Origin of the sequence: Microbispora bryophytorum (genome assembly GCF_043197435.1) — a bacterium.
Classification (GTDB): domain Bacteria; phylum Actinomycetota; class Actinomycetes; order Streptosporangiales; family Streptosporangiaceae; genus Microbispora; species Microbispora bryophytorum.
Genome location: NZ_JBICTF010000004.1, coordinates 181,500 through 205,113 on the forward strand (window position 1 = coordinate 181,500; position 23,614 = coordinate 205,113).

The window sequence follows — 23,614 nt, forward strand, 5'->3', positions numbered from 1 at the left end:
GGCGGTCGCCTTCCAGCCGGGGGTCAGAGCGGGTCGCCGAGGGGGCCGTGCTCCTCCTCCAGGACGTCGGCCCAGTGGGCGGCCCAGTCCGGCTGGGTGCCGTCCGCGTCGGTGAAGCCGTACTCCCGGTACAGCCCCCAGGTGGCCAGGGCGCGTCCGGTCTTGGCCATGACGCCGGGGTCGGCGGCCAGGGCGGCGACGGCCCGTCCCAGGTAGGCGGGGGTCTCCGAGTGGGCGAAGTGCGGATCCTCCGCCACCGCGTTCCGCCAGTCGGCCTCGGTCACGCCGAAATGGTCGAGCACGGCCTCCGAGCGAAGGAACCCCGGGGTGACGGCCACGGCCGCGACGCCGTACGGCTTGAGCTCCGCCGCCTGGGCGACGGCGAGGCGGATCACCGTGGACTTGGCGATGTCGTAGAAGAACGAGCCGCGATAGCGGGCGGTGTTGCCGTCGGTGACCTCCACGACCAGGCCGCTCCGGCGGGCCACCATCAGAGGCAGCGCGAACCGGCTCGTGACGATGTGGGTCTCCACCGCCCGGTGCAGCAGCCGCAGGCCGGTGTCGAGGTCCTGCTCCCACAGCGGGTGCTCCCAGTCGGTCAGCCCGTCGCCGCCCCACACCGAGTTGACCAGGACGTCGAGCCGCCCGTCCTGCTCGGCGGCGATCCGGTCGACCAGGGCGCGCACCTCCTCCGGGTCGCTGTGGTCGGTGCGCACGGCGATGCCGGTGCCGCCGGCCGCGGTGACCCGTGCGGCGGTCTCCTCGACGGTCTCCGGGCGGTCCAGGTCGGAGCGGCCGGCCGTGCTGCTGCGGCCGGTGACGTAGACCGTGGCGCCCGCGGCCCCGAGTTGGACGGCGATGCCGCGCCCGCCGCCCCGCGTGCCTCCCGCGACCAGGGCGACCTTCCCGGCGAGCGGCTGTGTCTCGTTCACGACATCTCCTTCGAACGGGCATGAGGCGAGAGGAGGGCGGTGACCGCCCGCCGGAGCCGCTCCGGCAGCGTGTCCTGCCGGTCGAGCGCCCACGTCAGGCCGGTGCCGGCGATCAGCGCCTGGACGGATCCGGCCAGCGCGGCGGTGTCGGTGCCGATCCGCAGCTCTCCCTCGGTCACCGCCTCGTCGAGCAGGGCCAGGATCGCCCTTCGCTGCGTCTCGTGGATGACCAGGGCGTACTCGTGCAGCTGGGGATCGGTGAGATCCATGCACAGGAACGCCAGGTGATTGGCGAAGCGCTCCGGGGTGTCCATGAGCGCCATCGACTCCTCGGCCAGCGCCACCAGCGCCGCCAACGGGGAGGGACGTCCCTGTCGCAGCCGCTCGTGGTGGGCCTGCGCCTCGTGCGCGGACTGCCGCGCCAGCGCCACCAGCAGGCCGCGCTTGGACCCGAAACGCTGCACGAGAGTGCCGGGCACGAGCCCCACCTCGTCGGCGACCGCGGCGAGGGTCAGCCCGGTGGGCCCCACCCGGCCGATCACCTCGGCCGCCGCACGCAGGATCACCGAATCGTCCACTCCGCGGGGTCGTCCCGCCACCGGTTCCTCCTGTTTATAAATGACTTTTCATTTATTAATACAGCCGCTCCGCCTGTTGTCGCAAGTCGACCGGCATGATCCGGGTGGATCCGGGCAGTCCGCTCGTTTGTGAGCAGGACTGCGTACGGTGAAACCATGAGTGATTCCGGGCCCGGGCTTCCCCGGCCGGGCCGGTCGATGCGGGAGCGGACGTCCACGCTGCTCACCGGCGCCCTCGGCAGCGCGATCCTGATGATCGTGCTCGTGGCGGTGATGTGGGCGATCGAGATCGTCGACTACATGGAGGACGGGCGGCTCGACAGGTATGGCATCGTCGCCCACGAGCCTGACGGTCTGCCCGGGATCCTGTTCGCGCCGTTCCTGCACGCGGGGTTCGCCCATCTGATGGCGAACTCGGTGCCGCTGCTGATCCTGGGGTTCGTGGCCGCGATCAGGGGGATCGGCAGGTTCCTCGCGGCGAGCCTGGTCATCATCCTGGTCAGCGGGCTGGGCGTGTGGTTCACCAGCGCGCCGGACACGCTGACGATCGGCGCGAGCGGCCTCGTCTTCGGATATTTCGGTTATGTGGTGGCACGGGGGTTGTTCGACCGCCGTGCCCTCGACATCGTGCTCGGCGTCGTGGTGGCCGTGCTCTACTACTCGATCCTGTGGGGGGCCCTGCCCACCCAGCCGGGGGTCTCCTGGCAGGGCCACCTGTTCGGCCTCATCGGCGGAGTGATCGCCGCCTGGCTGCTACGCCGCCGCAGGACCTGACGCGCGGACGGCTGCCGCATACCGATACCGGGCCGGAGGAAAAAGAAAAAGCCGACGGCCCGGAGACCGTCGGCGACATCGGCGGCCGCCGGAGGGGCGGCCGCCGTGAGAATCGTCAGAGACGCTCGACCACGTAGTCGACGCAGGAGGTCAGCGCCTCGATGTCGGCGGGGTCGACCGCCGGGAACATCGCGACCCGCAGCTGGTTGCGGCCGAGCTTGCGGTAGGGCTCGGTGTCCACGATGCCGTTGGCCCGCAGCACCTTCGCGACCGCCGCGGCGTCCACGGCGTCGTCGAAGTCGATGGTCCCGACGACGTTGGAGCGCTGCGCCGGGTCGGCCACGAACGGCGTGGTGTACGACGTCTTGTCGGCCCAGGTGTACAGCCGCGAGGCGGAGTCGGCCGACCGGGCGGTGGTCCAGGCGAGGCCGCCCTGGGCGTTCATCCAGTCGATCTGGTCGGCCAGCAGGAACAGCGTGGCGACCGCCGGGGTGTTGTACGTCTGGTCCTTGACCGAGTTGTCGATCGCGGTCGGCAGGCTGAAGAACTCGGGCACGAACCGGCCGCTCTCGGCGATCTCCGTCACCCGGGCCAGCGCCTTCGGCGAGAACAGCGCGATCCACAGGCCGCCGTCGGAGGCGAAGCTCTTCTGCGGGGCGAAGTAGTAGACGTCGAACTCCTCGGCGGAGACCGGCAGGCCGCCGGCGCCGCTGGTGGCGTCCACGAGGACGAGCGACTCGTCGCCGCTGGTCGGCCGCTTGATGGGCATGGCGACGCCGGTGGAGGTCTCGTTGTGGGTGAGCGCGTAGACGTCCACGCCCTCCTCGGCGACCGGCAGCGGGTGGCTGCCCGGCTCCGACTTGATCACCGACGGGTCGGCGAGCCAGGGGGCCTTCTTCGCGACCGTCGCGAACTTCGAGGAGAACTCCCCGAAGTTCAGGTGCTGCGACTTCTCCCGGATGAGCCCGAAGGACGCGATGTCCCAGAACGCCGTGGTGCCGCCGTTGCCCAGCACGACCTCATACCCCTCGGGGAGGGAGAACAGGTCGGTGAGCCCGGCGCGGACGCGGGCGACGAGGTTCTTCACCGGCTTCTGCCGGTGGGAGGTGCCCATCACCTTCGCTCCGGCATCGGCGAGAGCGGCGAGCTGCTCGGGGCGTACCTTCGAGGGCCCGCAGCCGAAGCGGCCGTCGGCGGGCTTGATGTCAGCGGGAATCACGATGTCAGCCACGGTTCAAGCCTAGTGAGACCTGCGGATGCTCTAGACCATGGTCCGGATGGTGAGACATCATGGTCTCGTTTTAAGATCACGCACCATCCCAGCATGGACTCCACCCCCCGGGAGACATCCGCGTGGCCGATCCGCACGCTGTCATCGAGGCACTGGTTCGCAGGCCGTTCTTCTGGCGCGCCGACCGCCCCCTGCCCCTCGTCCTCGTGGTCGGCCGCGACGGCGGCGCCTTCGACGCGGCCCGGCGGCTCGCCGAGCCCTTCGAGGACTCCCTTCCGCAGGCCACCGTCAGAGCGGGGGAGTACGACACGCTGCGTGAACTCGTCACGGCGCTGGCGGGGGAGCACGGGCAGCTCGGCAAGCCCGTCGGCGGCTCGTTCCTGCCCCCGCCGCGGTTCCCGCTCGTCCAGTTCGTGCTGTGGGCGCGCCGCCAGCGCGAGGAGCCGCCTCCCGGGGAGCCGGTCGACGTGCCCGGCCGCACCTGGCCGCCCGACCCGCAGTCGCGTACGGGCCAGGAGGAGTTCAAGGACCGGCTCAAGGACTGGCGCAGGGGCAGGTACGGCGGGGACCGGGGGCGAAGGACCGCGGCGGACTTCCTCGGCCGCGCGGCCACCACCTGGGTGCCGGTCGGCACGCTCGCCGCCTGGTCGCTCGGCGGTGCCTCCGACCTGGTCGGCCTGATCCCGTGGGCGCTCGGCGTGCTCGTCGCCGTCGTCGGCACGTTGATCCAGGCCATGCTGTCGATCAGGGGGTCCTTCTTCAACGGCTGGTTCAGGAAGCAGCCCTACCTCGCCAGGAAGCCCTTCGAGCGCCTGCCGAAGTACGCGCTGCGCATCGCCAACGCGAGCGAGGCGGAGGTCGAGGGGCTGCTCGTCCACGCCCTGTGCCAGGACCTGCGCCAGGCCTACCAGAAGTGGCTGATCCCGTGGCCGAGCTGGGGGCGCGGCCTCTACGCGATGATGGTCCTCGACGCGCGATGGTCCGGCGACGTCAACGAGCGGTTCCTGCGGACGCTGGAGGAGTCGGTCGAGGAGACGGGGCTGCTGCCGCCGCTCCTGGTGCTGGCCGCGGTGCCCGATTCGTTCACGCCGGGCATCCGGCCGGTCACCGCGGGCCGGATGTCGGACCTGTCCACGCTGGTGGAGTCGTGGCGGACGGCGGCCCGGCGGCGGGTGCCGCCGTTGCGGCTGATGGTCAGCACGCCCGAGATCCCGCTGGACGACGACTACCGGCCGCGCCTGCTGGGCAGCCGGATGCGGGCGATCGGCTACTGGTGCGTGATGGCGCTCCTGCTCATCGGTCCTGTCGTCCTGCTCGGGCGCATCCAGCAGGACCGTGACGCGCACTGCGGCGGCCTGCCCTGGGGCGAGCGCGTCGGCAAGGAGTGCATCGGCGTCGTGAACGCCGATGGGCCGGCCCCGGGCGATCTCTTCCCCTCGGACGAGATAAGGAATCTCGTCAGCAAGATCGATAAGCACAACGCCGATGCCAGGAACGCCGGGACGTACGTGAGTGTGGTGCTGTTCGGCGAGTACTCGATCGCGCAGGACCAGAACGACAGCGCGTTCGTCGGGGCACGGGCGGAGCTCACGGCGGTGGAGGAGTACCAGGATGACGCCAATGGCACGCCCCGTCTTGAGGTGCTGGTGGCCAACGCGGGCACGAACTTCCAGCAGGGGGAGCGTACGGCGCAGCTCGTCAGCGAGATGGCGGCCGAGGACCCCCGGGTGCTCGGGGTAATCGGCTTCCAGCGCAGCGTCGGCGGCGTCGAGGACGCCATCCGGACGCTCGACGCGGCGAAGCTCCCGATGCTGGTGACCACGGCGACCGCCGACCGGCTCGCCTACGTGTCGGACGGCCCCGCCGACTCCGGGTCGAGCTACCCCTCGCCGTACGTGTTCCGCCTCGGGTCGTCGAACCAGCGGCAGGCGCGGCTGGCCGCCCGGTTCGCCCGCACGCGGCTTCTCGGCGGGGTGGACAAGCCGTCCGCGGTGGTCGTCAAGGACCAGACGGACGACGATAACTACACGAACAATCTCGCCGACGACTACGCGGACGAGGCGGGCGCGGTGGGGATCGCGGTCAGCGGTGCCGTCGGGTACAAGGACCGGGGGACGGGCATGGATCTGGCGGTGAGCCAGGCCTGCGGGCGCGAGCCCGACCTGATCTTCTACGCGGGCCGCGCGGCCGACTTCCTCGGCTTCCTGCAGTACGTCGAGGCCAAGGACTGCGGCAAGGAGCCGATCAAGGTCCTCGCGGGCGACGACGTCATCAAGGCGGTGGCCAACAGCGGCGCCGCGATCGGCGGCTACCGGCGCGTCCAGGTCTACTACGCGGCGCTGGCGAGCCGCGAGCTGTGGCGCGACCGCTCCTTGAAGGCGACGGGCTTCGTGCAGAGCCTGCTGAACGGCCGGCACCCGAAGGAGTCCGACGACAACCTCATCCTCAGCTACGACGCCGTGAGGCTCTTCTACGAACGCGTCAACGCGGCCTATCGGGGCGGCCTGCCCAGCAGGGGAGACGTGCTCTACCAGATCTCCCTCGTCTCCCCGCGAGGCAGATGGAACGGCTCGGGCGGGGTGATCTCCTTCGGCGCCACCACCCACGAGCCCGAGAACAAGGCCATCGCGATCCTGAAGGTGAACAGCTCCGGCAGGTCCGAGGTCGCGGAGCGCTGCGGGCGCCTGGCGGCCACCGAGCCCGAGGACACCAAGGAGATCTGCCGCAACCTCGACGGGGACGCCGAGGATCGGGAGGCCGCGAACGCCCCGGCGGCGGTCTCGTCCGTCCACCCGTCGGCTCGCCCGTCCGTCCACCCGCCCCTTCGCCCATCCGCGAGCCCGCGCGACGCCGCCGCGGACTCCGGCCGGTGACGCGTCCTCCGGACACGGAAACGGCCCGCCCCTCGGGGAAAGGGCGGGCCGCCACGGGTGCTGACGGTGCGCGGGCGGGCCCGGCGGCCTCTCGGAGTTTGTGGCACGCCGCAGGGCCACGACCCGCGCTGAGGCTCAGACCTTGCCGATGACCTCGGAGGCGCCGGGCACGTCGCTGATGGAGCGCTGCTTCGGGCCCACGTAGTCGGCGCTGGGGCGGACAAGCCTGCCCGTGCGCTTCTGCTCCAGGACGTGAGCGGCCCAGCCGGCGGTCCGGGCGCAGGTGAACATCGAGGTGAACATGTTCGACGGCACCTCGGCGAAGTCGAGGATCACCGCGGCCCAGTACTCCACGTTGGTCGCGAGGACCCGGTCCGGCTTGCGGGCGTGCAGCTCCTCGAGCGCGGCGGTCTCCAACGCGGCCGCGACCTCGTAGCGGGGCGCGCCCAGCTCCTTGGCCGTACGACGCAGCACGCGGGCACGCGGGTCCTCGGCCCGGTAGACCCGGTGGCCGAAGCCCATGAGCCGCTGGCCCTTGTCCAGCTCGCTCTGGACGTACTTGCGGGCGTCACCCATCTTCTCGACGCCCTCGATCATGTGCAGCACCCGCGCGGGCGCGCCGCCGTGCAGCGGGCCGGACATCGCGCCGACCGCACCCGACAGGGCGGCCGCCACGTCGGCGCCCGTGGACGCGATCACACGGGCGGTGAACGTCGAGGCGTTCATGCCGTGCTCCGCGGCCGAGGTCCAGTAGGCGTCGATGGCCTTCACGTGCTTGGGATCGGGCTCACCGCGCCAGCGGACCATGAAGCGCTCGACGATGCTCTCGGCCTCGTCGACGCGCTTCTGCGGGACCATGGGCAGGCCCAGGCCACGAGCCGACTGCGCGACGAACGACAGAGCGGTCACCGAGGCGCGTGCGAGATCGTCGCGGGCCTGGTCGTCGTCGATGTCGAGCAGCGGGCGGAAGCCGTACGAGGGCGCGAGCATGGCCAGCGCGCTCTGTACGTCTACTCGGATGTCGCCGGAATGGACGGGAAGTGGGTACGGCTCCGCCGGGGGCAGCCCCGGCTGGAACGTGTTGTCGACGAGCAGGCCCCAGACGTGTCCATAGGAGACGTTGCCCACGAGCTCTTCGATGTCGACGCCCCGGTATCGCAGGGCGCCCCCTTCTTTGTCCGGTTCCGCGATCTCGGTCTCGAACGCCACCACGCCTTCGAGCCCGGGTTTGAAGTCGGACATTCTCGGCCGCCTCCCTCTCTTGTGAAGTCCAGAGCCTTGATGTCGAGATACCGGCGGGTCAATTTAACCCGCAGCGCCCGACTGCCGCGCCCCCGGCCCTACCCAACGGGGTTCCCCCAGGTAGGGGCCAGCGAGCGAGACATACATAGAGCACGGGAGAATATCTTTCCGTGGACAGCGCTTCGCACCTTCCCGGGCTCCGGCACAGCTACGAAGGTGAGCCCCTGCTCGAATCCGGCATGGCCGCCGACCCGGTGACGCAGTTCGCGCTGTGGTTCGCCGACGCGGTCGGCGCGGGCCTGCCCGAGCCGAACGCCATGGTCGTCGCCACCAGCTCCGCCGGTGGCCGTCCCTCCGCCCGCACCGTCCTCCTCAAGGGCTTCGACGAGCGCGGGTTCGTCTTCTTCACCAACTACGAGTCCCGCAAGGGCCGCGACCTCGGTGAGAACCCACGGGCGTGTCTGCTGTTCCCGTGGCATCCCATCAGGCGGCAGGTCCGCGTGGAGGGCTCCGTCGTACGGCTCCCGCGCGAGGACAGCTCCGCCTACTTCCACTCTCGCCCGTACGGCTCCCGCATCGGCGCGTGGGCCTCCCGTCAGTCGGCGGTCGTGGAGTCGAGGGAGCAGCTCGACGTGAGATTCCGGGAGCTGGCCGAGCGCTGGCCGCAGGATCCGCCGCTGCCGGACTTCTGGGGCGGGTTCCGCGTGGTGCCGGCGGAGGTCGAGTTCTGGCAGGGCCAGACCGACCGCATGCACGACCGGCTCCGCTACCGGCGGACCGGCGGAACCTGGACGCTGGAGCGCCTCGCCCCCTGAGGCCCCGCGTCCTGAGGTCCCGGGCCGTGATCTGATCAGGGCAGCCCGGCCGCGACCGTGAGATCGGCGAGGAAGCCGGAGTACGCCTCGTCCCTGTCGGGCGCGCGCAGGATCGCCGAGGGGTGAATCGTCGCCACGTAGTAGGCCCCCTCACGCCGGGGGACCGGCTGTCCCCGATGCCGGGTGACGCGGAAGTCCGGCCCCAGCAGGGCCCGGGCGGCCGTGGCCCCCAGCACCACCGTCACCTCCGGGTCCACCAGGCGCATCTCGGCATCGAGCCAGGGCCGGCAGGCGTCGATCTCTCCAACGGTGGGTTTCTGGTGGATTCTGCGTTTGCCGCGGGGCTCGTACTTGAAGTGCTTGACCGCGTTGGTCACGTACACCGCCTCGCGCTCGATGCCCGCCTCTTCGAGCGCCTTGTCGAGCATGCGCCCCGCGGGTCCGACGAACGGCGCGCCCTCGCGGTCCTCCTGGTCGCCCGGCTGCTCGCCGACCAGCATGAACCGCGCGTCGGGAACACCCTCGCCGAAGACCGTCTGCGTGGCGGCGCGGTGGAGATCGCAGCCTTCGCAGTGTCGTGCGGCCTCCCTGAGCGCGGGCAGGCTGATCTCCTCTGGAAGGAATCGCTGGGCTCCGATGTTTCCCACCCTGGGTCGCTTCCCCAATAAGGTCGGCTGCGAACACGCGGGGAGGTCGTAGCATCGATTGACAAGGACTGGAGGAGCCTTGACCGCACACGGCCTGATCGACACGACGGAGATGTATCTCCGGACGATATTCGAGCTCGAAGAGGAGGGCATCGTCCCGCTCCGCGCTCGGATCGCCGAGCGCCTGCAGCAGAGCGGTCCGACCGTCAGCCAGACGGTGGCGCGCATGGAGCGCGACGGCCTGGTCAAGGTCGAGGGGGACAGGCACCTCAGCATGACCGCGCTGGGCCGCACGCTGGCCATCCGCGTGATGCGCAAGCACCGCCTGGCCGAGTGCCTGCTGACCCAGGTGATCGGCATGCCCTGGGAAGAGGTCCACATCGAGGCGTGCCGCTGGGAGCACGTGATGTCGGAGTCGGTGGAGACGCGGCTCGTGAACCTTCTCAAGAACCCCCGGGTGTGCCCGCACGGCAACCCGATTCCGGGCCTGGACGAGCTGGGAGTGCCGCAGTCCGGTTCGGCCGCAGATGAGATGGTGTCTCCTATGGTGACCCTCGCAGGTCAGGCTCCTGTGCCCGTTGTAGTGCGCCGAATCAGCGAACAAGTGCAAAGCGACCCGGCCGTGATGCTTAAACTCAAGCAAGTTGGGATACAACCCGGACGCGAGGTCACGCTCGCGGCGAGTGACAACGGTGTAACGGTGACTGGTGATGGTGAGGTGGGGACGACGACCGCCGATCTTCCGAGGGACGTCGCCTCACACGTTTTTGTCACCAGACGATGACGGAATGAGTTGTGCCTGGTTGAATCCCCTAGGGAGTCCTTTCATTTCTCGCGACCCAGCCTTCGCAGGAGCGCCCGTGCCCGGCATAGCGAACCCACCTCGTCAAGGGACGGTCGTGGCATGAGGCGATGGGGAGATCTGTCACAGGACGCCGACGACCACCTTTCGGCGGGTTCCGTTCTCGACCACGCGGAGATGGCCGTGGTCGTGACCGACCGGTTCAGCAATGTCCTGTACTGGAACCCCTTCGCCGAGCAGTTGTTCGGCCGTGTGGGCGCGCCTGCGGGCAAGGAGTCGCTGCACACCCTGGGGATTTCGGAGAAGGACCACCCGCTCGCGGCCGAGCTGGCCAAGCACGTGCTGCGCGGCGGCGTGTGGGAGGGCACGTTCGACGTGGCCCGCGGCGACGGCTCCACGATCTACGTGCGCGCGCAGGCCGTGCCGCTGCGGCACCCCTCCGGGTCCGTGAGCGGCATCGTGATCACCGCCCGCGAGGCGATGCGCAGCAACGAGCGTGAGAAGGACCGCTTCGGCCTGCTCGAGCGGATCGGCGAGCGGCTCGCCGGCTCCCTGTACGTCGAGGAGACGCTCAACCGGGTCGCGGAGATGCTCGTCCCGCAGTTCGCCGACCACTGCTTCATCGAACTGGTCGAGGGCGACCGCCTGGTGCGCAAGGTCTCCACCCACGTGAACGGCTGGACGCCGCCGCCGGACACCTGGCGGCCGGTGGGCGCGGAGATCAGATACCCCCTCGGGCACTACGCCGAGAGCGCCGTGCGCCGCCAGGAGACGATCCTCGTCGAGGATCTCTCCCAGGTCAGCTACCCGGCGCCGAGCGAGGGCGCGGCCCGGCTGTGCGGCGAGATCGGGATGACCTCGGCCATCGTCGCCCCGCTGTGCGTGCGCGGCGAGACGCTCGGCCTGATGTATCTCGGCCTGTCGAACCTCACGAACCGGCGCTCGCCCCACTACGACACCTTCGACCGCGACTTCGTCGGCGCCATCGCCACCCGCGTCGCGCTCGCCGTCGACAACGCGCTGCTGTTCGAGGAGGAGCGGCACACCGCCGAGTCGTTCCAGAAGCACCTGCTCCCGCGCCAGCCGCTGCCGTCGCTCGACGGCCTGGAGATCGCGGTCCGCTACTACCCGGCCGCCCCGCTCGCCTCGCACGGTCAGGGCATCCAGACCCAGGTGGGCGGCGACTGGTACGACGTGATCCCGCTGTCGGCCGGCCGCGTCGGCATAGTGATCGGAGACGTCGAGGGCCGGGGAGCCAAGGCGGCGGCGGTCATGGGCCAGCTCAGGGCCGCGTTGCGGGCCTTCGCCCAGGACGACAAACCGCCCGCCGACATCCTCGCCCGCCTGGACGAGTGGACCAGGATCGTCGCCGCGCCGGAGCACGACGACTTCGGCGCCGACATCACCAACCCGCCGATCGTCACCTGCCAGTACATGGTGTACGACGCGTGGTCGAGGCAGCTGTCGTTCGCCAACGCCGGGCACGCGCCCCCACTGCTGATCGTGGAGGGCGAGGTCAGAGACCTGGACATCACCGAGGTCGGCCAGCCGCTCGGGGTGCGGGCCAAGGGCATGCACGCCGACCTGGTCTACAAGGAGGAGACGAGGGTTCTGCCGCCCGGCGCGACCCTGCTTCTCTACACCGACGGCCTGGTCGATCGCAGGCCGCCGCGCGACTCCGCCACGGGCGTCCCCGGCGACGACGAGGCGCTCGACATCCTGCGGGAGAAGCTCGCCAAGGCGTCGGGGGAGACCATCGAGCGCATCGCCGACCTGGCCACGGTGGCCGTCCCCGGCGAGATCGACGACGACATGGCCATCCTCGTCGTCCGTTCCGCTGGCGCGGAGCTGCAGTCCCAGGAGCGCACGTTCCCGGCCCAGCCGATCATGGTGAGCGAGGCACGGCGGATGGCGTCGGAGGCCTTCGCGGGATGGCAGGTGCCCGAGGAACGCGCGGAGCTGGCCTGCCTGCTCGTCTCCGAGGTCGTGACCAACGTGGTCCTGCACGCCGCCAGCGCCAGCGTGCCGCGCCGCGAGCTGGTCTTCGACGGGCCCCCGCTGCCGTTCGACGAGTCGTGGGACGTGCCGGGCTTCGAGGAGGAGATCGCGGGCGACAAGGAGTTCACCCTGCGGCTGCGCAGGGGCGGGGAGTCCGTCTGGGTCGAGGTCTTCGACCAGGATCTGCGGCTGCCCCGCATCCGCAGCGCGGGGGAGAACGACGAGGGCGGCCGTGGCCTCTACCTCGTCGACCAGTTGGCGCGACGCTGGGGCTCCCGCCCCACCCACGAGGGCAAGGCGGTCTGGTTCGAGATCCCCATAGGCGGTCGTTAGGCCGTGGCCGCGCCCCCGCAGCGGGGGCGCGTCACGGTCAGTTCTCCTGCTTCAAGCAGCTGTAGCCGCTCGGCCGCTCGGGTTCGAGCGTCACCTGCCGCAGCACGGTGGCCTCCATGGAGATGCGGAAGGTCTCCTGGTGCGCGCAGTCGTACAACGCGTACGTGCCTTCGCGCTCGCCGAGCAGCAGCACCTCCGCCCCGCCGCGCAGCACCTTGCCGCTTTCGCGGTCGTTGAGCACCACCCACTGGTCCTGGAAGCCCACCATCGACAGGAGCAGGCTGGCAGGCCGGCCCTTCTCGGCGACGGCGATCGCGTCGCTCTCCATCTGCCCCATCAGCGCGAAGCCCAGCCCGATGCCGGTGAACGCGGCCACCACGATCTTCATGCCCGCGCGGCCGGCCGGGCGCCGCCGCAGCAACCGGAACGGCACGAGGAAGGCCAGGGCGCCGATCACCGCCGCGGTGATCACGACGCCGGCCATCGACACACCCTCGCCCAGCCCGAGGTATCCGAGGAAGCCCCAGTAGCTCACTCCGCACCACAGCGCGCCGGCGGTCGCGGCGGCCCACGGGCGCACGCGAACGGCCCGGATCAGGCGGGACATATGGCCGAGGGTGGCCTTGTCGAGCAGCCAGACGGCCGCCACGAAGACGCCCGCGAGCAGCGCGCCGGCGATGACGAGCAGGATCAGTGTCCCCACCAGGCGGCCGAACATGGTGGCCTGGTCGATGCCCGCCTGCTCCGGGCTGATGTTGAAGATGCCGTACACCTGCTGGATGCCGAGATAGAGCAGCGCGTAGAGGGCGATGCCGACCGGCACCACGACCGATCCGCCGCGTTCCAGCAAGTCGATGACGCCGGCTTTCATGTCCGGCTCGGACGGATCGACGACGCCGGCCTTCGCGTCCGGCTCCGGCAGGTCGGCGATGCCGGTGTGTTCGTCCGGCTTTGTGATGGTCATTTGTAGTTCATTCCGTTTTCAACCAATGCGACGGGACATGATTGCAGCCGCAGAAGACGAGCGAACGGCGGGCCTGTTAACTGCCGTCGACGGACGCGACGCGCTGACGCTTCTTTCCGGCCGTCCCGGGTGCTTGACTCGGACACATGGAGCTCGCCCACGACCGTCGCGGCAGCGGCCCGCCGCTGATCCTTCTCCACGGCATCGGTCACCACCGGCGCGGCTGGCTGCCGGTCCTCGATCTGCTCGCGGAGCGGCACGACGTCATCGCGGTGGACCTGCCCGGCTTCGGCGACTCCCCGCCGCTGCCGTACGGCACGCCGTACAACGTGGAGACGCTGGGGCGGGCGGTGCGGGACTTCTGGATCGGGCTCGGCCTGAGCCGGCCGCACGTCGCCGGCAACTCGCTGGGTGGCTACATCGCGCTCGACCTGGCGTCCAGCGGCGACGTCCGCACGGCTGTCGCGTTGTCTCCCGCAGGGTTCTGGTCCCGGGCCGAGCACGCGTACTCGCGGGCCGTGCTGCGCCTGCTGCGGCTGGCGGCGCGGGCGGACGGACTGCCCGCGTTCGCGGCCGGCACGGACGGGGGGAAGGCGCTGGCCTTGGGCCTGTTCGTGGCCCGTCCGGAGCGGCTGCCGCGTGAGGCCGTGCTGGCGGCGGCCACGGCGCTGCGCGAGTGCGTGGGGTTCGAGGAGACGCTGGACTCGCTGGCCTGGGCAGCGCCGCCCGCGCCGCCTCAGGTGCCGGTCATCATCGCCTGGGGCGACCGCGACCGGCTGCTGCCGCGCCGCCAGGCCGTACGGGCGGCGCGGTGGGCGGGGCAGCGGACGCTGCTGCTGCGGGGCTGCGGCCACGTGCCGATGAGCGACGACCCGGAGCTGGTCGCGCGGGTGATTCTCGGAGGCAGCATCCTCGAAGGCGGCGAAGATCCCCGCTGAGTCTCTGCGCGCCGGCTTGTGCCGAGGGGCACGCGGGGACGGGGAAACCCGCGCATACTGATCAGTGTGGACACCGGACTCATCCTTCTGGTCTTCCTGGCGCTCCTGTTCGCGTGGCTGCTGAACAAGGTGCGCCGGTTCTTCCGGCTGAGCCCGGTGGCCTATGGAGGCGTGATGGTCGTGTTCGTGGTGGCCATGCTGCTGATCTGGGGACAGCAGCACAGCTGATCGGCTGCTGATTCTCGGGAGTCAGAAGCGGGCCGCGAGAAGCAGCCGCCCGAAGCGGGCCGCCAGGCGCGGGGCGTCGGGAGCGGGGCGTCGGGAGCGCGGCTCAGAAGCCGAAGGACCGGCCGATGATCTCTTTCATGATCTCCGTGGTGCCGCCGTAGATCGTCTGCACGCGGCTGTCCAGCCAGGCCTTGGCCACCGGATACTCCAGCATGTAGCCGTAGCCGCCGTGAAGCTGGACGCACCTGTCGATGACCTTGTTCTGCAGTTCGGTCGTCCACCACTTGGCCTTCGCGGCGTCCACCGCCGTGAGCTCCTTGGCGTTGAGCGCCCGCACGCACTTGTCCACGTAGTGGCGGGCGATCTCCACCTCCGTCGCCAGCTCGGCCAGGAGGAACCGGGTGTTCTGGAACTTGCCGATGCTGCGGCCGAAGGCCGTGCGGTTGCGGCAGTACTCGATCGTCTCCTCCAGCACCGTCTCCGCCGCGGCCACGGCCGCCACCGCGATCGACAGCCGCTCCTGCGGCAGGTTGTGCATGAGCTGGAAGAAGCCCTGGCCCTCCTCGCCGCCCAGGAGATTGGCCACCGGCACCCGGACGTTGTCGAAGAACAGTTCGGCGGTGTCCTGCGCGTGCATGCCGACCTTCTCCAGGTTGCGGCCGCGGGTGAAGCCCTCCATGCCGCGCTCCACCACCAGCAGCGAGGTGCCGCGCGCGCCCGCCGAGGGGTCGGTCTTGGTCACGACCACGACGAGGTCGGAGTTGATGCCGTTGGTGATGAAGGTCTTCTGCCCGTTCACCACGTAGTGGTCGCCCTCGCGGACGGCGGTGGTCCGGATGCCCTGCAGGTCGCTGCCGGCCCCCGGCTCGGTCATCCCGATCGCCGTGATCAGCTCGCCGGACGCGAAGCCGGGCAGCCAGCGCTGCTTCTGCTCGTCGTCGGTCAGATCGACCATGTACGGCGCCATGATGTCGTTGTGCAGGCCGAATCCCAGGCCGCTGGCGCCGACGCGGATGACCTCCTCGACGATCACCATGTTGTAGCGGAAGTCGGTGATCCCCGAGCCGCCGTACTCCTCCGGCACGGAGAAGCCGAACATCCCCAGCTCGCCCGCCTTCTTCCACACCTCGCGGGGGACGATGCCGTCCTTCTCCCACTGCGCGTGGTGGGGAACGACCTCACGGGCCATGAACTCACGGACGGTCTCACGGAAGAGGTCGTGCTCCTCGTCGAAGAGGTCTCGCCGCATCGGGTACGCCTTCCGGGCTCAGAATCTGTTGGCCGCACCAGAATACGATTCTGGTCGTCCGCCGGTCGATCGACTTCGCATCGTACGGACGGTCACAACTACGAAACCTTCGTGATAATGACCACTTTGACCGCTTCGGTTGCCCCTAAGATCTACCTTCGGTTTGCTATAGGCCCGCCAGGGCGGTCCTGTGATCGGAGTATGCGGTGATTCGGTGGAAAGCTGGTCTTCCTAAGGCCGTGGCTGCCTTGGCCCTCGGCCTTGCCGGTACGGCGATGGTCGTCACACCGTCATCGACGGCTGGCGCCGCTACCGCCGCCGCCACTGTCGCTGTCGACTACGCCTGCATAAACGGCATCGCCGGTACTGGCCCCGGGCCCGTGAATCTCCGGACGTGGCTCACCGTGCCGACGACGCTCAACGTCGGTGACCCCCTCAACGTCGAGTGGAAGCTGAACTACCAGGACACGACGCGGCTGGGAGCGCCCGTACGCCTGCCCAACGGTGGTCGGACCGAGGTGACCGGGCGAGTCAACATCGACGGCGCCTGGATTGGCCAGCTTGAGCCGAAGGGGTTCGTGGAACAGTCGAAGGCGATGGTCAAGGGCAGCCCGCTCCGGCTGCCGGACGGTATCTCGGACTCCGGTCACACGGAGCGGGAGGGCACCGTCACCATCCGGCCAGGGAAGCTGTTCATCGATTTCCGGCCGCCTGCTTCCCAGCTCATGGTGAACGACGACGACCCGGCGATCACCTATGGTCTTGGCTGGGAAGACCTCAACGACCAGCCGAGCCAGAACAGGGACTACCACTTCGACCTGCATCGGACCACGGCCAAAGACGCCTGGGCGTCGCTGACCTTCACGGGCACCGGGATCGACTACGTCGCCCAGAAGGACCAGCGTGCCGGAGCGATCGATGTTTTCATCGGCGATGATCCCGGCACCCCGCCGCGGATCGACCCGTCGAAGAACGACGATGGCACGGTGGTTAACGACGCGAACAAGGGCGGGGAGACCCTGTGGAAGTTCCGCGGCCTGAAGTTCGGCGAACACACGATCACGATCAAGAACGTCGAGGACGGCAAGTGGGGTCAGCTCGACGCCTTCCGCGTGATCACCAAGGAAATGGCCAACCCACCGCAGGACTACCGCGCCACCTGTGAAGTCACCAACGGGCCGATCGCCGTCCGGGTGGAGATCGGGGGCGGTGGCGACAATCCGGCCAGCCCATCGCCGGACAGTTCGCCTGACACGTCGCCGAGTGCTTCCCCTAGTCCCTCGGTCAGTCCCACCGACGAGGACCCGGGCGATGAGTCCCATTCCCCCTCGCCGTCGCCTTCGCCGTCGGCCACGCCTTCGCCTTCTCCGTCGGCCAGCCCGTCGCCGGCCGCGGCGCAGACGCAGAACTACATCGTGACGGCGGTGGTGACGCAGGGCAGTCCGTCGCCGACGGCGACGCGGACGGTGACGCTGACCGCGACACCGAGCGTGGCGCAGGTGGCGATCACGCCGCAGGGCGGCGCGCAGACCGGTGAGGCTCCCGAGCGCGTGTCGTCCTCGGCCATGCTGCTGATCGGCTCGGGCGGCGCACTGTTGATGATCGGCATGCTCAGTGGTGTGGCCATGCTCCGGCGCAGGGCGGCGCACTCGGGCGAGCGGGGCTGAGGAGGATGACGATGAACGACGCTCCTGAAGGTGGCGTCCCCGAGCAGGGTGACGCGGGCACCGAGGCCAAGAAGACGCGCAAGCCGCTGCCTCAGCCGGTCCTCGCGACCCTGCTCGTGGCCGGGTCGTTCGGCGGCATCGCGGCGGTGATGGCCGGGATGCTCGTCGTGCTGAGCCCCTCGGACTCTCCGGACAGCGGACCGGTCGCGGGTGCGGTGAACGTCCAGGACGCGGGCAACGTGGCCCTCCTGCCGCCGACAGTCGGCCCGGGCGGGCCCGGTGTCCCGCTCACGGCGGCGGACCCGGCCGCCCCGCCGCCGTCTCCCGTGATGCAGCCGATCGCCCCGCTGACCCTCACGAGCGTGGCCTCGTCGTCGACGAAGCCGCTGTCGTCCGGCGCGAAGAAGACGACGACCAAGCAGGTCACCGGCAGGCCGCTGAAGATCAGCATTCCGGCGATCGGCGTGAAGGCCGCGGTGGGCTCGGTGGGCGTGGACAAGTCCGGCGTCATCCAGACGCCGCCGCTGAGCAAGCCCAGCCTCACCGGCTGGTACCGCTACGGACCGGCCCCCGGCGACCAGGGGCCGTCGATCATTCTCGGGCACGTGAACACTCGCAAGGGCGCCGCCGTCTTCAGCCGCCTGCGCGAGCTCAAGCGCGGCAACAAGATCGCCGTTCTCCGCGCGGACGGCAAGATGGCGATCTTCACGGTGGACGGGATCGAGCAGGTCAGCAAGTCGACGTTCCCGACCAAGCGGGTCTACAGCAACACGATCACGTCGTCGCTGCGGCTGATCACCTGCGGCGGGGTCTACAACGCCAAGCAGCACCACTACACCGACAACATCATCGTCTACGCGACGCTGACCGAGACCAAGGGCAAGTGATCGCGGGCGTCAGCCCCTACTGATCACCTCTTCGCCGTCTCGCGTCTCGCGCTCGGGCGGATCGTGCGGCCTGCGCCGTACGGCCGCCCGGGCCGCGCGCTGGACCAGCAGCGTGCCCGCCACCGCCGCCACCGCGACGATCACCAGCGCGTACGGCTGACGCCACGGCGAGGAATTACCGACGGCCGCGGAGACCTGGGCCGGTTGCGTGGCCCTTACCTGCTGGGCGGCCCCGGCCGGCTGCGCGGACGCCCCGGACGTAGCGGACGCCCCGGACGTAGCGGACGCCACGGACGTCGCGGGCGTCGCGGCGGGAAGACGGTTGGGGATGACGGACGCCGCCTTCCAGGGGAATCCGGGCGGCTTCACGGGCCCCCAATAATCCATGACCTCGGAGCCGGCGGGCACCGGGAACTGCGGCGGAGCCGCCTTCAGCCCGCCCGGCACCGTGAGCGTGCCGATCTCGTACGGCCCGAACATGCCCTGCAGGCCCTGCACCCGCCACCGTCCGGCCGGCACCTTGATGGACGTGGCGTAGTGGGCGGGTTCCGGCAGCGGCGTTCCGCCGAACGTCAGCGTCGTGCCGTCCTCCCCGGTCAGGCGCAGGCCGATCGGATCGAGGCCGCCGGGCCCCTCGTACGGATGGGTGCCGTGCTGGAGCACCCAGAAGCCCACCGTGTAGGGGACGTCGGGCCGCACCTGGGCGGGAAACGGGTCGAGTTCGGTCACGGCCCAGAAGCCGGCCCGCGCGTGAGCGGGCAGGGCCGGCGCGAGGATCGCGGCCATCGCCGCGAGGGCCACGAGTAGTCGTCTCATCTCGATACCTCCACCCTCACTACCGTGGGAGGGCGATGAAGGTTCCCTGAGAATTTCCTGACATAGGGGGCCCGCCGGTTATGGCGGTGGTCAACTGCTGGGAGACTGTTCGTTATTTCGTACGTGACTGTGGTGGCAGGAGAGACGTCGTGCCCGACCCCAGTGCCCGGCGCAGGAGTGCCAGGCGTCGCATCGCGGCCCGGTCGGCGGCGGGAGCGACGGCCGCACTGGCCCTGATGACGTGGCCCGTGCTCGCGGCGACCAAAACCACGATCGTGCCGTATTCCTGCACTCCGGCGGGCGGCGTCGCCGCGACCTACCCGGTGGACGTGACCCTGGTCGCGCCCGACGACCCGGTGGTGAGCAGTGCGGCGACCGTGACCTGGCGGATCGCTCCCGCGTCGCCGTCGAGCGGCCAGAGCGCGATGGTGGCGCCGGCGACGGGCATCGCACCGAACGACGTCATGATCGCCGAGGGCCTGATGGAGGTGACCGGCGCTCCCGTCGTGAGCGGGTCCGCCACTCCCAGCCCATCGCCGACTCCCACGCCCTCTCCGTCGGCGTCGCCGTCCGCATCGGCCGCTCCCTCCCCGAGTGCGAGCCCCTCCCCGAGCGCGTCACCCTCCCCGAGTGCGTCGCCCTCAGCCAGTGCGACTCCCTCCGATGAGGACACCGGCTCGGCCACGGACGACACCGAGACCGGCACGCAGGAGGAAAGTCCCTCGGCCATCACGCTGAGCCCGTCCGCCTCAACGGTGCTTGCGTCGACCGTCTCACCGTCGGCCACGCTGACGCCGATCCCCGAACTGCTCGTCACGCTGACTCCGACGGCGGTGGGCACGATCGGAGTCTCGGCCGGGGACTTCACGCTCAAACTGCGACCGGCGGGGGACACCGCCGGCACGGGCGAGGCGCTCTACACGTGCACGCTGCCGGAGTCCGCGACGCGGGCGTCGCTCGCGCTCACCGTCGTCGCCTCCTCGTCTCCTTCGCCGTCCGCCACGCCGTCCCCTTCGCCGAGCCCGGCCGGTAACACGAACACCTCGCCCAGTCCCAGCGCCGGAGCCTCGACGACGCCGACCCCGAGCCCGAGCCCGAGGACCACGACGACCACCACGGTCACGGCGACCGCGACGGCCTCCCATACGGCCACCAAGCAGATCAAGACGACGCCGCTCGGCGGTGCGCAGACCGGGGCCGGGGGCGACGCGGGCCCGGACGCCCGGCTCGTCGTGCTCACCGGCCTGGCGCTGATGGCCGCGGCGGCGGTAGGAGGGCTGCTGCTGCGGCGCTTCGGCCCGAACCCCGGCTCGTACGGCGGGCACTAGCGTCCGGCTGGACGCGGACATGCCGAAGAAGCGAGAAAGTTTGAGCAACTGGAGGCGGTCTTGGGGTTTTTGTCCGTAAGATCTCTACCTGACCGTGACCGTATGCTGGAATGCTGGTACGCCTGTTGACTGCGAGCATCGAAGTGGAGAGAAGTCAGTGCTGAAGTCAAAGGCGCGGGGCCGAGTCGCCGGAAGGGCCGCCGCGGCCGGAGTGGTCAGCGCGGGCCTTCTCCTGGGCCTGAGCGCGCTCGGCGCGCGAGCCGACACGAAGACCGTGACATACACGTGCAGCCCGGGGACCTCCGGTGGCACCGCCGTCACACACGATTTCACCGTGACGCTCAACGCGAGCACCTCGGCGGTGACCGGCACTCAGTACACCGCGACCCTGAGCATCCAGCCGCTCACGACTTCGCCGTTCCCCGTGCCGGTGCAGATCGCGAGCGGCGCGACGATCGAGTTGCAGCCCACTGTGTCGGCGTCGGTGCTGCCGGTCGGTATGACCGCGGGAGTGTCCACGCCCTCGCCGACCGGCACGGCGTTGACCGCGGTCGTCGCGGCCCAGGGGCCTATGCCGGCGCTTCCCACCGCGACGCTGACCGTGACGCCGTCGGCCGGGGCCACCTCCGTCGTGCTGACGGCGAAGGACTTCAAGATCAGCATGATCGCGCCGGCCGGCACGGGCACGACCACCACCACGCCCACCGCGCTCTACAACTGCGCGGTCGCGACGACAGGCGCCAACACGATTCCCGCGGTCGCGACGATCGCGGTGGCGAGCCCCTCGGCGTCCCCGAGCGCGAGTGCCAGCGCCAGTCCCTCCGCGAGCGCCTCGCCCACGCCGCATAACACCAAGACGGTGTTCGAGACGGTCTTCGCGTCGCCCACGCCGCTCAAGACGAAGACCACGAAGTCCGCCCAGGTCGAGAGCACGCCCGGAGGTGGCGCGGCCACCGGCGGCGGAGGCGAGGCGGGCCCCGACGCTCGCCTCTTCGTGCTCACCGGCACCGCGCTCATGCTGGCGGCGGGAGCCGGCGGACTCGTGCTCCGGACCCGTCGCCGCCCGGTGAGGCGGTAGGACGAGCCATGACCATCCCGCCACCTGGACAGTACCCGCCGGGCCAGCCGTACGGCGTGCCTCTCGGGCCGGGCGGGCAGGGCTACCCCCAGCCGGTTTACGGCCAACCGGTCTTCCAGCCGGTCATGCTGCCTCACATGCAGCACATGCAGCCGCCGCCACAGCCGCCGGAGGACAAGCCGCCGGGCGGCGGCGCGGAGACCATCCGGCGTGTGCTGATCACGGCGGCCATCCTGGGTCTGGTCGTCGTGATCGTGGGCGTAGTGATCATGGTGAACAACCCCGACGAGTACGCCGCGTCGGCCCGTGAGACGGTGAAGCTCGCGGCGCCGCAGAACGGGCTCGCCCCCTCCGTGGGCCCGGGCGGCGCCGGTCAGCCGCTGACACAGGCGGTCGCCACCGCGCCTCCGCCGGTGCCGAAGATCCCGGCGGCTCCGGCGATGCAGCCCTCGACGCCCAAGCGCCTGGTCATTCCCAAGATCGGCGTGAACGCCCCGATCAATTCGGTCGGCCTCGACCGCAGCGGCGCGATCCAGACGCCCCCGATCAGCAACCACAATCTGGTCGGCTGGTATCGCGGTGGCCCGACGGCGGGTGAGGCGGGCCCGGCCGTCATGCTGGGCCACAAGGACACCACCTCGCGCAGCGCCGTCTTCAGCCGCCTGCACGAACTGTCGTACGGCGACAAGATCGAGGTGTACCGCCTCGACGGGACCGTGGCCATCTTCACCGTGGGCGGGATCGAGCAGGCGGACAAGCAGACGTTCCCCACCAACCGGGTGTACGGGCACGCCGACAACGCCGAGCTCAGGCTGATCACCTGCGGCGGCACATACAACCACATGACCGGCCACTACATCGACAACGTCATCGTCTACGCCACGATGACCGGCACGCGTCTGGCGAAGTCGAAGTCCTGAGCCGAGGCACCTCGCCGAGAGGGCTCGTGGTGAGCGGCCGTCGAGGGCTATGGTCTCTTCGACCGATCATGAGGAGGGCCTATGGGCTGGTTGTCGAAACTCCTGTTGCCCGGCCGGCTGCGCACGGGGCCTACGGCGCTGCTGCCCGCCCGGCCGGATCCGAAGACACTGCTGGCGGTCGCGCAACTCGCCGATCCCGAGGCGAGGACCGACGGCGACGACATCCTCGCGGGCGGGTCGCGCATCGAGTCGCCCGTCGAACTGACCGGAGAGGTCCTCGCCAAGCTCGGCGTGCCCGACGAGGACAGGCTCTGGGCGTGCCGGATCGCCGCCGAGGGCCCGCTGCCGGTGGACTTCTTCGACAAGAGCCTCGCCGAGGGCATCGCCTACCGTCTGGGCGGCTGGTCGCTCTGCCAGGGTGAGCCGCTCGATCCGGCGGAGGACGGCGGAGACCCGCTGGTCTATCTGCCGGCCGTGCCGGAGCCCGAGGAGATCCTGCCGATCCTGGCCGAGTCGCTGCGGCACGCCGACGCCGTGGACACCGCACGGTGGCCGGAGGGCGAGCTGATCGAGGGCGTCGTCCACGTCCCCGTCCGCCGTGGCAGGGTGGCCGACGTCTACGCGGGCGCCGACGTGCTGGTCACGGTGGAGGAGGGGCATCGCCTGCCGCCCGCCGCCCAGGTTCGCTGGCCGTACCTCACGGAAGTCGCGATCGCCCGGGTCTCCCCGGTCGCGCGTACGGAGGAGGAGGCGGGCGAGGACGCCGAGCCTGCCGGTGCGGCCTCCGGAGCTGCGGCCGACGACCGGACGGAAGACGTGACGAGTGCGGAGGCGGCCCCGGGTCCGCTGGATGACGGCTCGGACAGCGAAGACGCCAGCACGAGCACGGGCGCGAGCACGGGCGCCGGCTCCGACGCGGAGGGCGCGCAGGCCGCGGAAGGCGCGGAGGCCGCGACGAGCCGGAACGACGCGGAGGGCACGGAGGACACGGAGGACACGGAGGACACGGAGGACACGGAGGACACGGAGGACACGGAGGACACGGATGGGGCGCGGGGGGCGCTGCTCGCGCGGGCGGCCGTGGCGCTCGCGCTCGCGGACGGGCTCCGGGGGATCGCGGCCGACAGCCGGGGTTTCCAGATCGCCGAGGTCGCCGACGTGCTTCCGGGAGGTCACGCCTGAACCATGACCGCCAACGCGCCCGCCATTGCACCACCAGCGCGCCGATCGACCACGGTCATGGACGGAACCCGCCAACGCGTCCGCCGGCGTGCCGATCGACCAGGGCTACCGTCGCCTCCCCCGACGAAAGTT

21 protein-coding genes are annotated in these 23,614 nt (G+C 70.4%); 13 read left to right on the forward strand and 8 right to left on the reverse strand.

The genetic code is table 11. The features are described from left to right. Nucleotides 1-23: 23 nt before the first annotated feature. Nucleotides 24-932: an SDR family oxidoreductase gene (locus ACGFIB_RS14375; RefSeq protein ID WP_142574455.1), complete on the reverse strand. Its 909-nt coding sequence runs from the start codon at nucleotides 930-932 to the stop codon at nucleotides 24-26. Further along, on the reverse strand, nucleotides 929-1,531 hold the full coding sequence (locus ACGFIB_RS14380) for a TetR/AcrR family transcriptional regulator (protein WP_142574456.1): 603 nt from the start codon (nucleotides 1,529-1,531) through the stop codon (nucleotides 929-931). The genes ACGFIB_RS14375 and ACGFIB_RS14380 overlap by 4 nt, the downstream gene beginning before the upstream one ends. A 135-nt stretch (nucleotides 1,532-1,666) precedes the next feature. On the opposite strand from ACGFIB_RS14380, the gene ACGFIB_RS14385 reads away from it, so the two are divergent. Continuing rightward, nucleotides 1,667-2,284, forward strand: coding sequence for a rhomboid family intramembrane serine protease (locus tag ACGFIB_RS14385; protein ID WP_142574457.1), 618 nt, complete (start codon nucleotides 1,667-1,669; stop codon nucleotides 2,282-2,284). 115 nt (nucleotides 2,285-2,399) lie between these two features. On the opposite strand, the gene serC is transcribed toward ACGFIB_RS14385, so the two are convergent. Next, complete coding sequence (gene serC / locus ACGFIB_RS14390; RefSeq protein ID WP_142574458.1) at nucleotides 2,400-3,515, reverse strand: phosphoserine transaminase; 1,116 nt, start codon at nucleotides 3,513-3,515, stop codon at nucleotides 2,400-2,402. A 122-nt stretch (nucleotides 3,516-3,637) separates the two neighbouring features. On the opposite strand from serC, the gene ACGFIB_RS14395 reads away from it, so the two are divergent. After that, nucleotides 3,638-6,388, forward strand: a complete 2,751-nt coding sequence (locus ACGFIB_RS14395) for an ABC transporter substrate-binding protein (RefSeq protein ID WP_393371833.1) — start codon at nucleotides 3,638-3,640, stop codon at nucleotides 6,386-6,388. Between the two features lie 135 nt (nucleotides 6,389-6,523). On the opposite strand, the gene ACGFIB_RS14400 is transcribed toward ACGFIB_RS14395, so the two are convergent. Further along, on the reverse strand, nucleotides 6,524-7,630 hold the full coding sequence (locus ACGFIB_RS14400) for a citrate synthase 2 (RefSeq protein ID WP_142574460.1): 1,107 nt from the start codon (nucleotides 7,628-7,630) through the stop codon (nucleotides 6,524-6,526). A gap of 170 nt (nucleotides 7,631-7,800) precedes the next feature. Here ACGFIB_RS14400 and pdxH point away from each other — a divergent pair, with 170 nt between their 5' ends. Continuing rightward, nucleotides 7,801-8,445, forward strand: a complete 645-nt coding sequence (gene pdxH / locus ACGFIB_RS14405; protein ID WP_142574461.1) for a pyridoxamine 5'-phosphate oxidase — start codon at nucleotides 7,801-7,803, stop codon at nucleotides 8,443-8,445. Between the two features lie 35 nt (nucleotides 8,446-8,480). Here the strand turns inward: pdxH and ACGFIB_RS14410 are convergent, their stop codons facing one another. After that, entirely contained in the window at nucleotides 8,481-9,092 is a 612-nt protein-coding gene (locus tag ACGFIB_RS14410) for a UdgX family uracil-DNA binding protein (protein WP_229689521.1), read from the reverse strand. Between the two features lie 79 nt (nucleotides 9,093-9,171). Here ACGFIB_RS14410 and ACGFIB_RS14415 point away from each other — a divergent pair, with 79 nt between their 5' ends. Both ACGFIB_RS14415 and ACGFIB_RS14420 read left to right on the forward strand, forming a co-directional pair. Then, nucleotides 9,172-9,876, forward strand: coding sequence for a metal-dependent transcriptional regulator (locus ACGFIB_RS14415; RefSeq protein WP_142574463.1), 705 nt, complete (start codon nucleotides 9,172-9,174; stop codon nucleotides 9,874-9,876). 120 nt (nucleotides 9,877-9,996) lie between these two features. Next, nucleotides 9,997-12,225, forward strand: coding sequence for an ATP-binding SpoIIE family protein phosphatase (locus tag ACGFIB_RS14420; RefSeq protein ID WP_142574464.1), 2,229 nt, complete (start codon nucleotides 9,997-9,999; stop codon nucleotides 12,223-12,225). 37 nt (nucleotides 12,226-12,262) lie between these two features. Here ACGFIB_RS14420 and ACGFIB_RS14425 read toward each other — a convergent pair whose 3' ends face one another. Continuing rightward, nucleotides 12,263-13,189 (reverse strand): hypothetical protein, encoded by a 927-nt coding sequence (locus ACGFIB_RS14425; RefSeq protein WP_357249672.1) that lies wholly within the window; start codon nucleotides 13,187-13,189, stop codon nucleotides 12,263-12,265. A 146-nt stretch (nucleotides 13,190-13,335) separates the two neighbouring features. Here ACGFIB_RS14425 and ACGFIB_RS14430 point away from each other — a divergent pair, with 146 nt between their 5' ends. Next, nucleotides 13,336-14,127, forward strand: coding sequence for an alpha/beta fold hydrolase (locus tag ACGFIB_RS14430; protein ID WP_393371838.1), 792 nt, complete (start codon nucleotides 13,336-13,338; stop codon nucleotides 14,125-14,127). A 66-nt stretch (nucleotides 14,128-14,193) separates the two neighbouring features. Next, nucleotides 14,194-14,355 (forward strand): hypothetical protein, encoded by a 162-nt coding sequence (locus tag ACGFIB_RS14435; protein WP_167538831.1) that lies wholly within the window; start codon nucleotides 14,194-14,196, stop codon nucleotides 14,353-14,355. 103 nt (nucleotides 14,356-14,458) lie between these two features. Here ACGFIB_RS14435 and ACGFIB_RS14440 read toward each other — a convergent pair whose 3' ends face one another. Next, nucleotides 14,459-15,604 (reverse strand): acyl-CoA dehydrogenase family protein, encoded by a 1,146-nt coding sequence (locus ACGFIB_RS14440; protein ID WP_142574467.1) that lies wholly within the window; start codon nucleotides 15,602-15,604, stop codon nucleotides 14,459-14,461. 239 nt (nucleotides 15,605-15,843) lie between these two features. Between ACGFIB_RS14440 and ACGFIB_RS14445 the strand changes: the two genes are divergently transcribed. Together ACGFIB_RS14445 and ACGFIB_RS14450 are read left to right on the forward strand one after the other, a co-directional pair. Continuing rightward, a complete protein-coding gene (locus tag ACGFIB_RS14445; protein ID WP_393371841.1) occupies nucleotides 15,844-17,271 on the forward strand; it encodes a hypothetical protein in 1,428 nt (475 codons plus the stop codon). A gap of 11 nt (nucleotides 17,272-17,282) precedes the next feature. Then, on the forward strand, nucleotides 17,283-18,158 hold the full coding sequence (locus ACGFIB_RS14450) for a class F sortase (protein ID WP_393371844.1): 876 nt from the start codon (nucleotides 17,283-17,285) through the stop codon (nucleotides 18,156-18,158). 9 nt (nucleotides 18,159-18,167) lie between these two features. On the opposite strand, the gene ACGFIB_RS14455 is transcribed toward ACGFIB_RS14450, so the two are convergent. Next, nucleotides 18,168-18,974, reverse strand: coding sequence for a hypothetical protein (locus ACGFIB_RS14455; protein ID WP_393371847.1), 807 nt, complete (start codon nucleotides 18,972-18,974; stop codon nucleotides 18,168-18,170). Nucleotides 18,975-19,123: 149 nt separating this feature from the next. Here ACGFIB_RS14455 and ACGFIB_RS14460 point away from each other — a divergent pair, with 149 nt between their 5' ends. The 4 genes from ACGFIB_RS14460 (at nucleotide 19,124) to ACGFIB_RS14475 (ending at nucleotide 23,482) form a co-directional block, all read left to right on the forward strand. Further along, entirely contained in the window at nucleotides 19,124-20,302 is a 1,179-nt protein-coding gene (locus ACGFIB_RS14460) for a hypothetical protein (RefSeq protein ID WP_393371850.1), read from the forward strand. Between the two features lie 157 nt (nucleotides 20,303-20,459). Then, complete coding sequence (locus ACGFIB_RS14465) at nucleotides 20,460-21,380, forward strand: hypothetical protein (protein WP_393371853.1); 921 nt, start codon at nucleotides 20,460-20,462, stop codon at nucleotides 21,378-21,380. Between the two features lie 8 nt (nucleotides 21,381-21,388). Next, entirely contained in the window at nucleotides 21,389-22,300 is a 912-nt protein-coding gene (locus tag ACGFIB_RS14470; protein ID WP_393371856.1) for a class F sortase, read from the forward strand. 81 nt (nucleotides 22,301-22,381) lie between these two features. Further along, nucleotides 22,382-23,482: a hypothetical protein gene (locus tag ACGFIB_RS14475; RefSeq protein WP_393371859.1), complete on the forward strand. Its 1,101-nt coding sequence runs from the start codon at nucleotides 22,382-22,384 to the stop codon at nucleotides 23,480-23,482. The last annotated feature ends 132 nt before the right edge of the window (nucleotides 23,483-23,614 follow it).

Excerpts from the sequence above, each read along its gene's own strand:
- ACGFIB_RS14385 (WP_142574457.1), top strand. The coding sequence starts at position 1,667 with ATGAGTGATTCCGGGCCCGGGCTTCCCCGGCCGGGCCGGTCGATGCGG.
- ACGFIB_RS14400 (WP_142574460.1), bottom strand. The coding sequence starts at position 7,630 with ATGTCCGACTTCAAACCCGGGCTCGAAGGCGTGGTGGCGTTCGAGACC.
- ACGFIB_RS14420 (WP_142574464.1), top strand. The coding sequence starts at position 9,997 with ATGAGGCGATGGGGAGATCTGTCACAGGACGCCGACGACCACCTTTCG.
- ACGFIB_RS14425 (WP_357249672.1), bottom strand. The coding sequence starts at position 13,189 with ATGACCATCACAAAGCCGGACGAACACACCGGCATCGCCGACCTGCCG.
- ACGFIB_RS14430 (WP_393371838.1), top strand. The coding sequence starts at position 13,336 with ATGGAGCTCGCCCACGACCGTCGCGGCAGCGGCCCGCCGCTGATCCTT.
- ACGFIB_RS14440 (WP_142574467.1), bottom strand. The coding sequence starts at position 15,604 with ATGCGGCGAGACCTCTTCGACGAGGAGCACGACCTCTTCCGTGAGACC.
- ACGFIB_RS14450 (WP_393371844.1), top strand. The coding sequence starts at position 17,283 with ATGAACGACGCTCCTGAAGGTGGCGTCCCCGAGCAGGGTGACGCGGGC.
- ACGFIB_RS14455 (WP_393371847.1), bottom strand. The coding sequence starts at position 18,974 with ATGAGACGACTACTCGTGGCCCTCGCGGCGATGGCCGCGATCCTCGCG.
- ACGFIB_RS14470 (WP_393371856.1), top strand. The coding sequence starts at position 21,389 with ATGACCATCCCGCCACCTGGACAGTACCCGCCGGGCCAGCCGTACGGC.
- ACGFIB_RS14475 (WP_393371859.1), top strand. The coding sequence starts at position 22,382 with ATGGGCTGGTTGTCGAAACTCCTGTTGCCCGGCCGGCTGCGCACGGGG.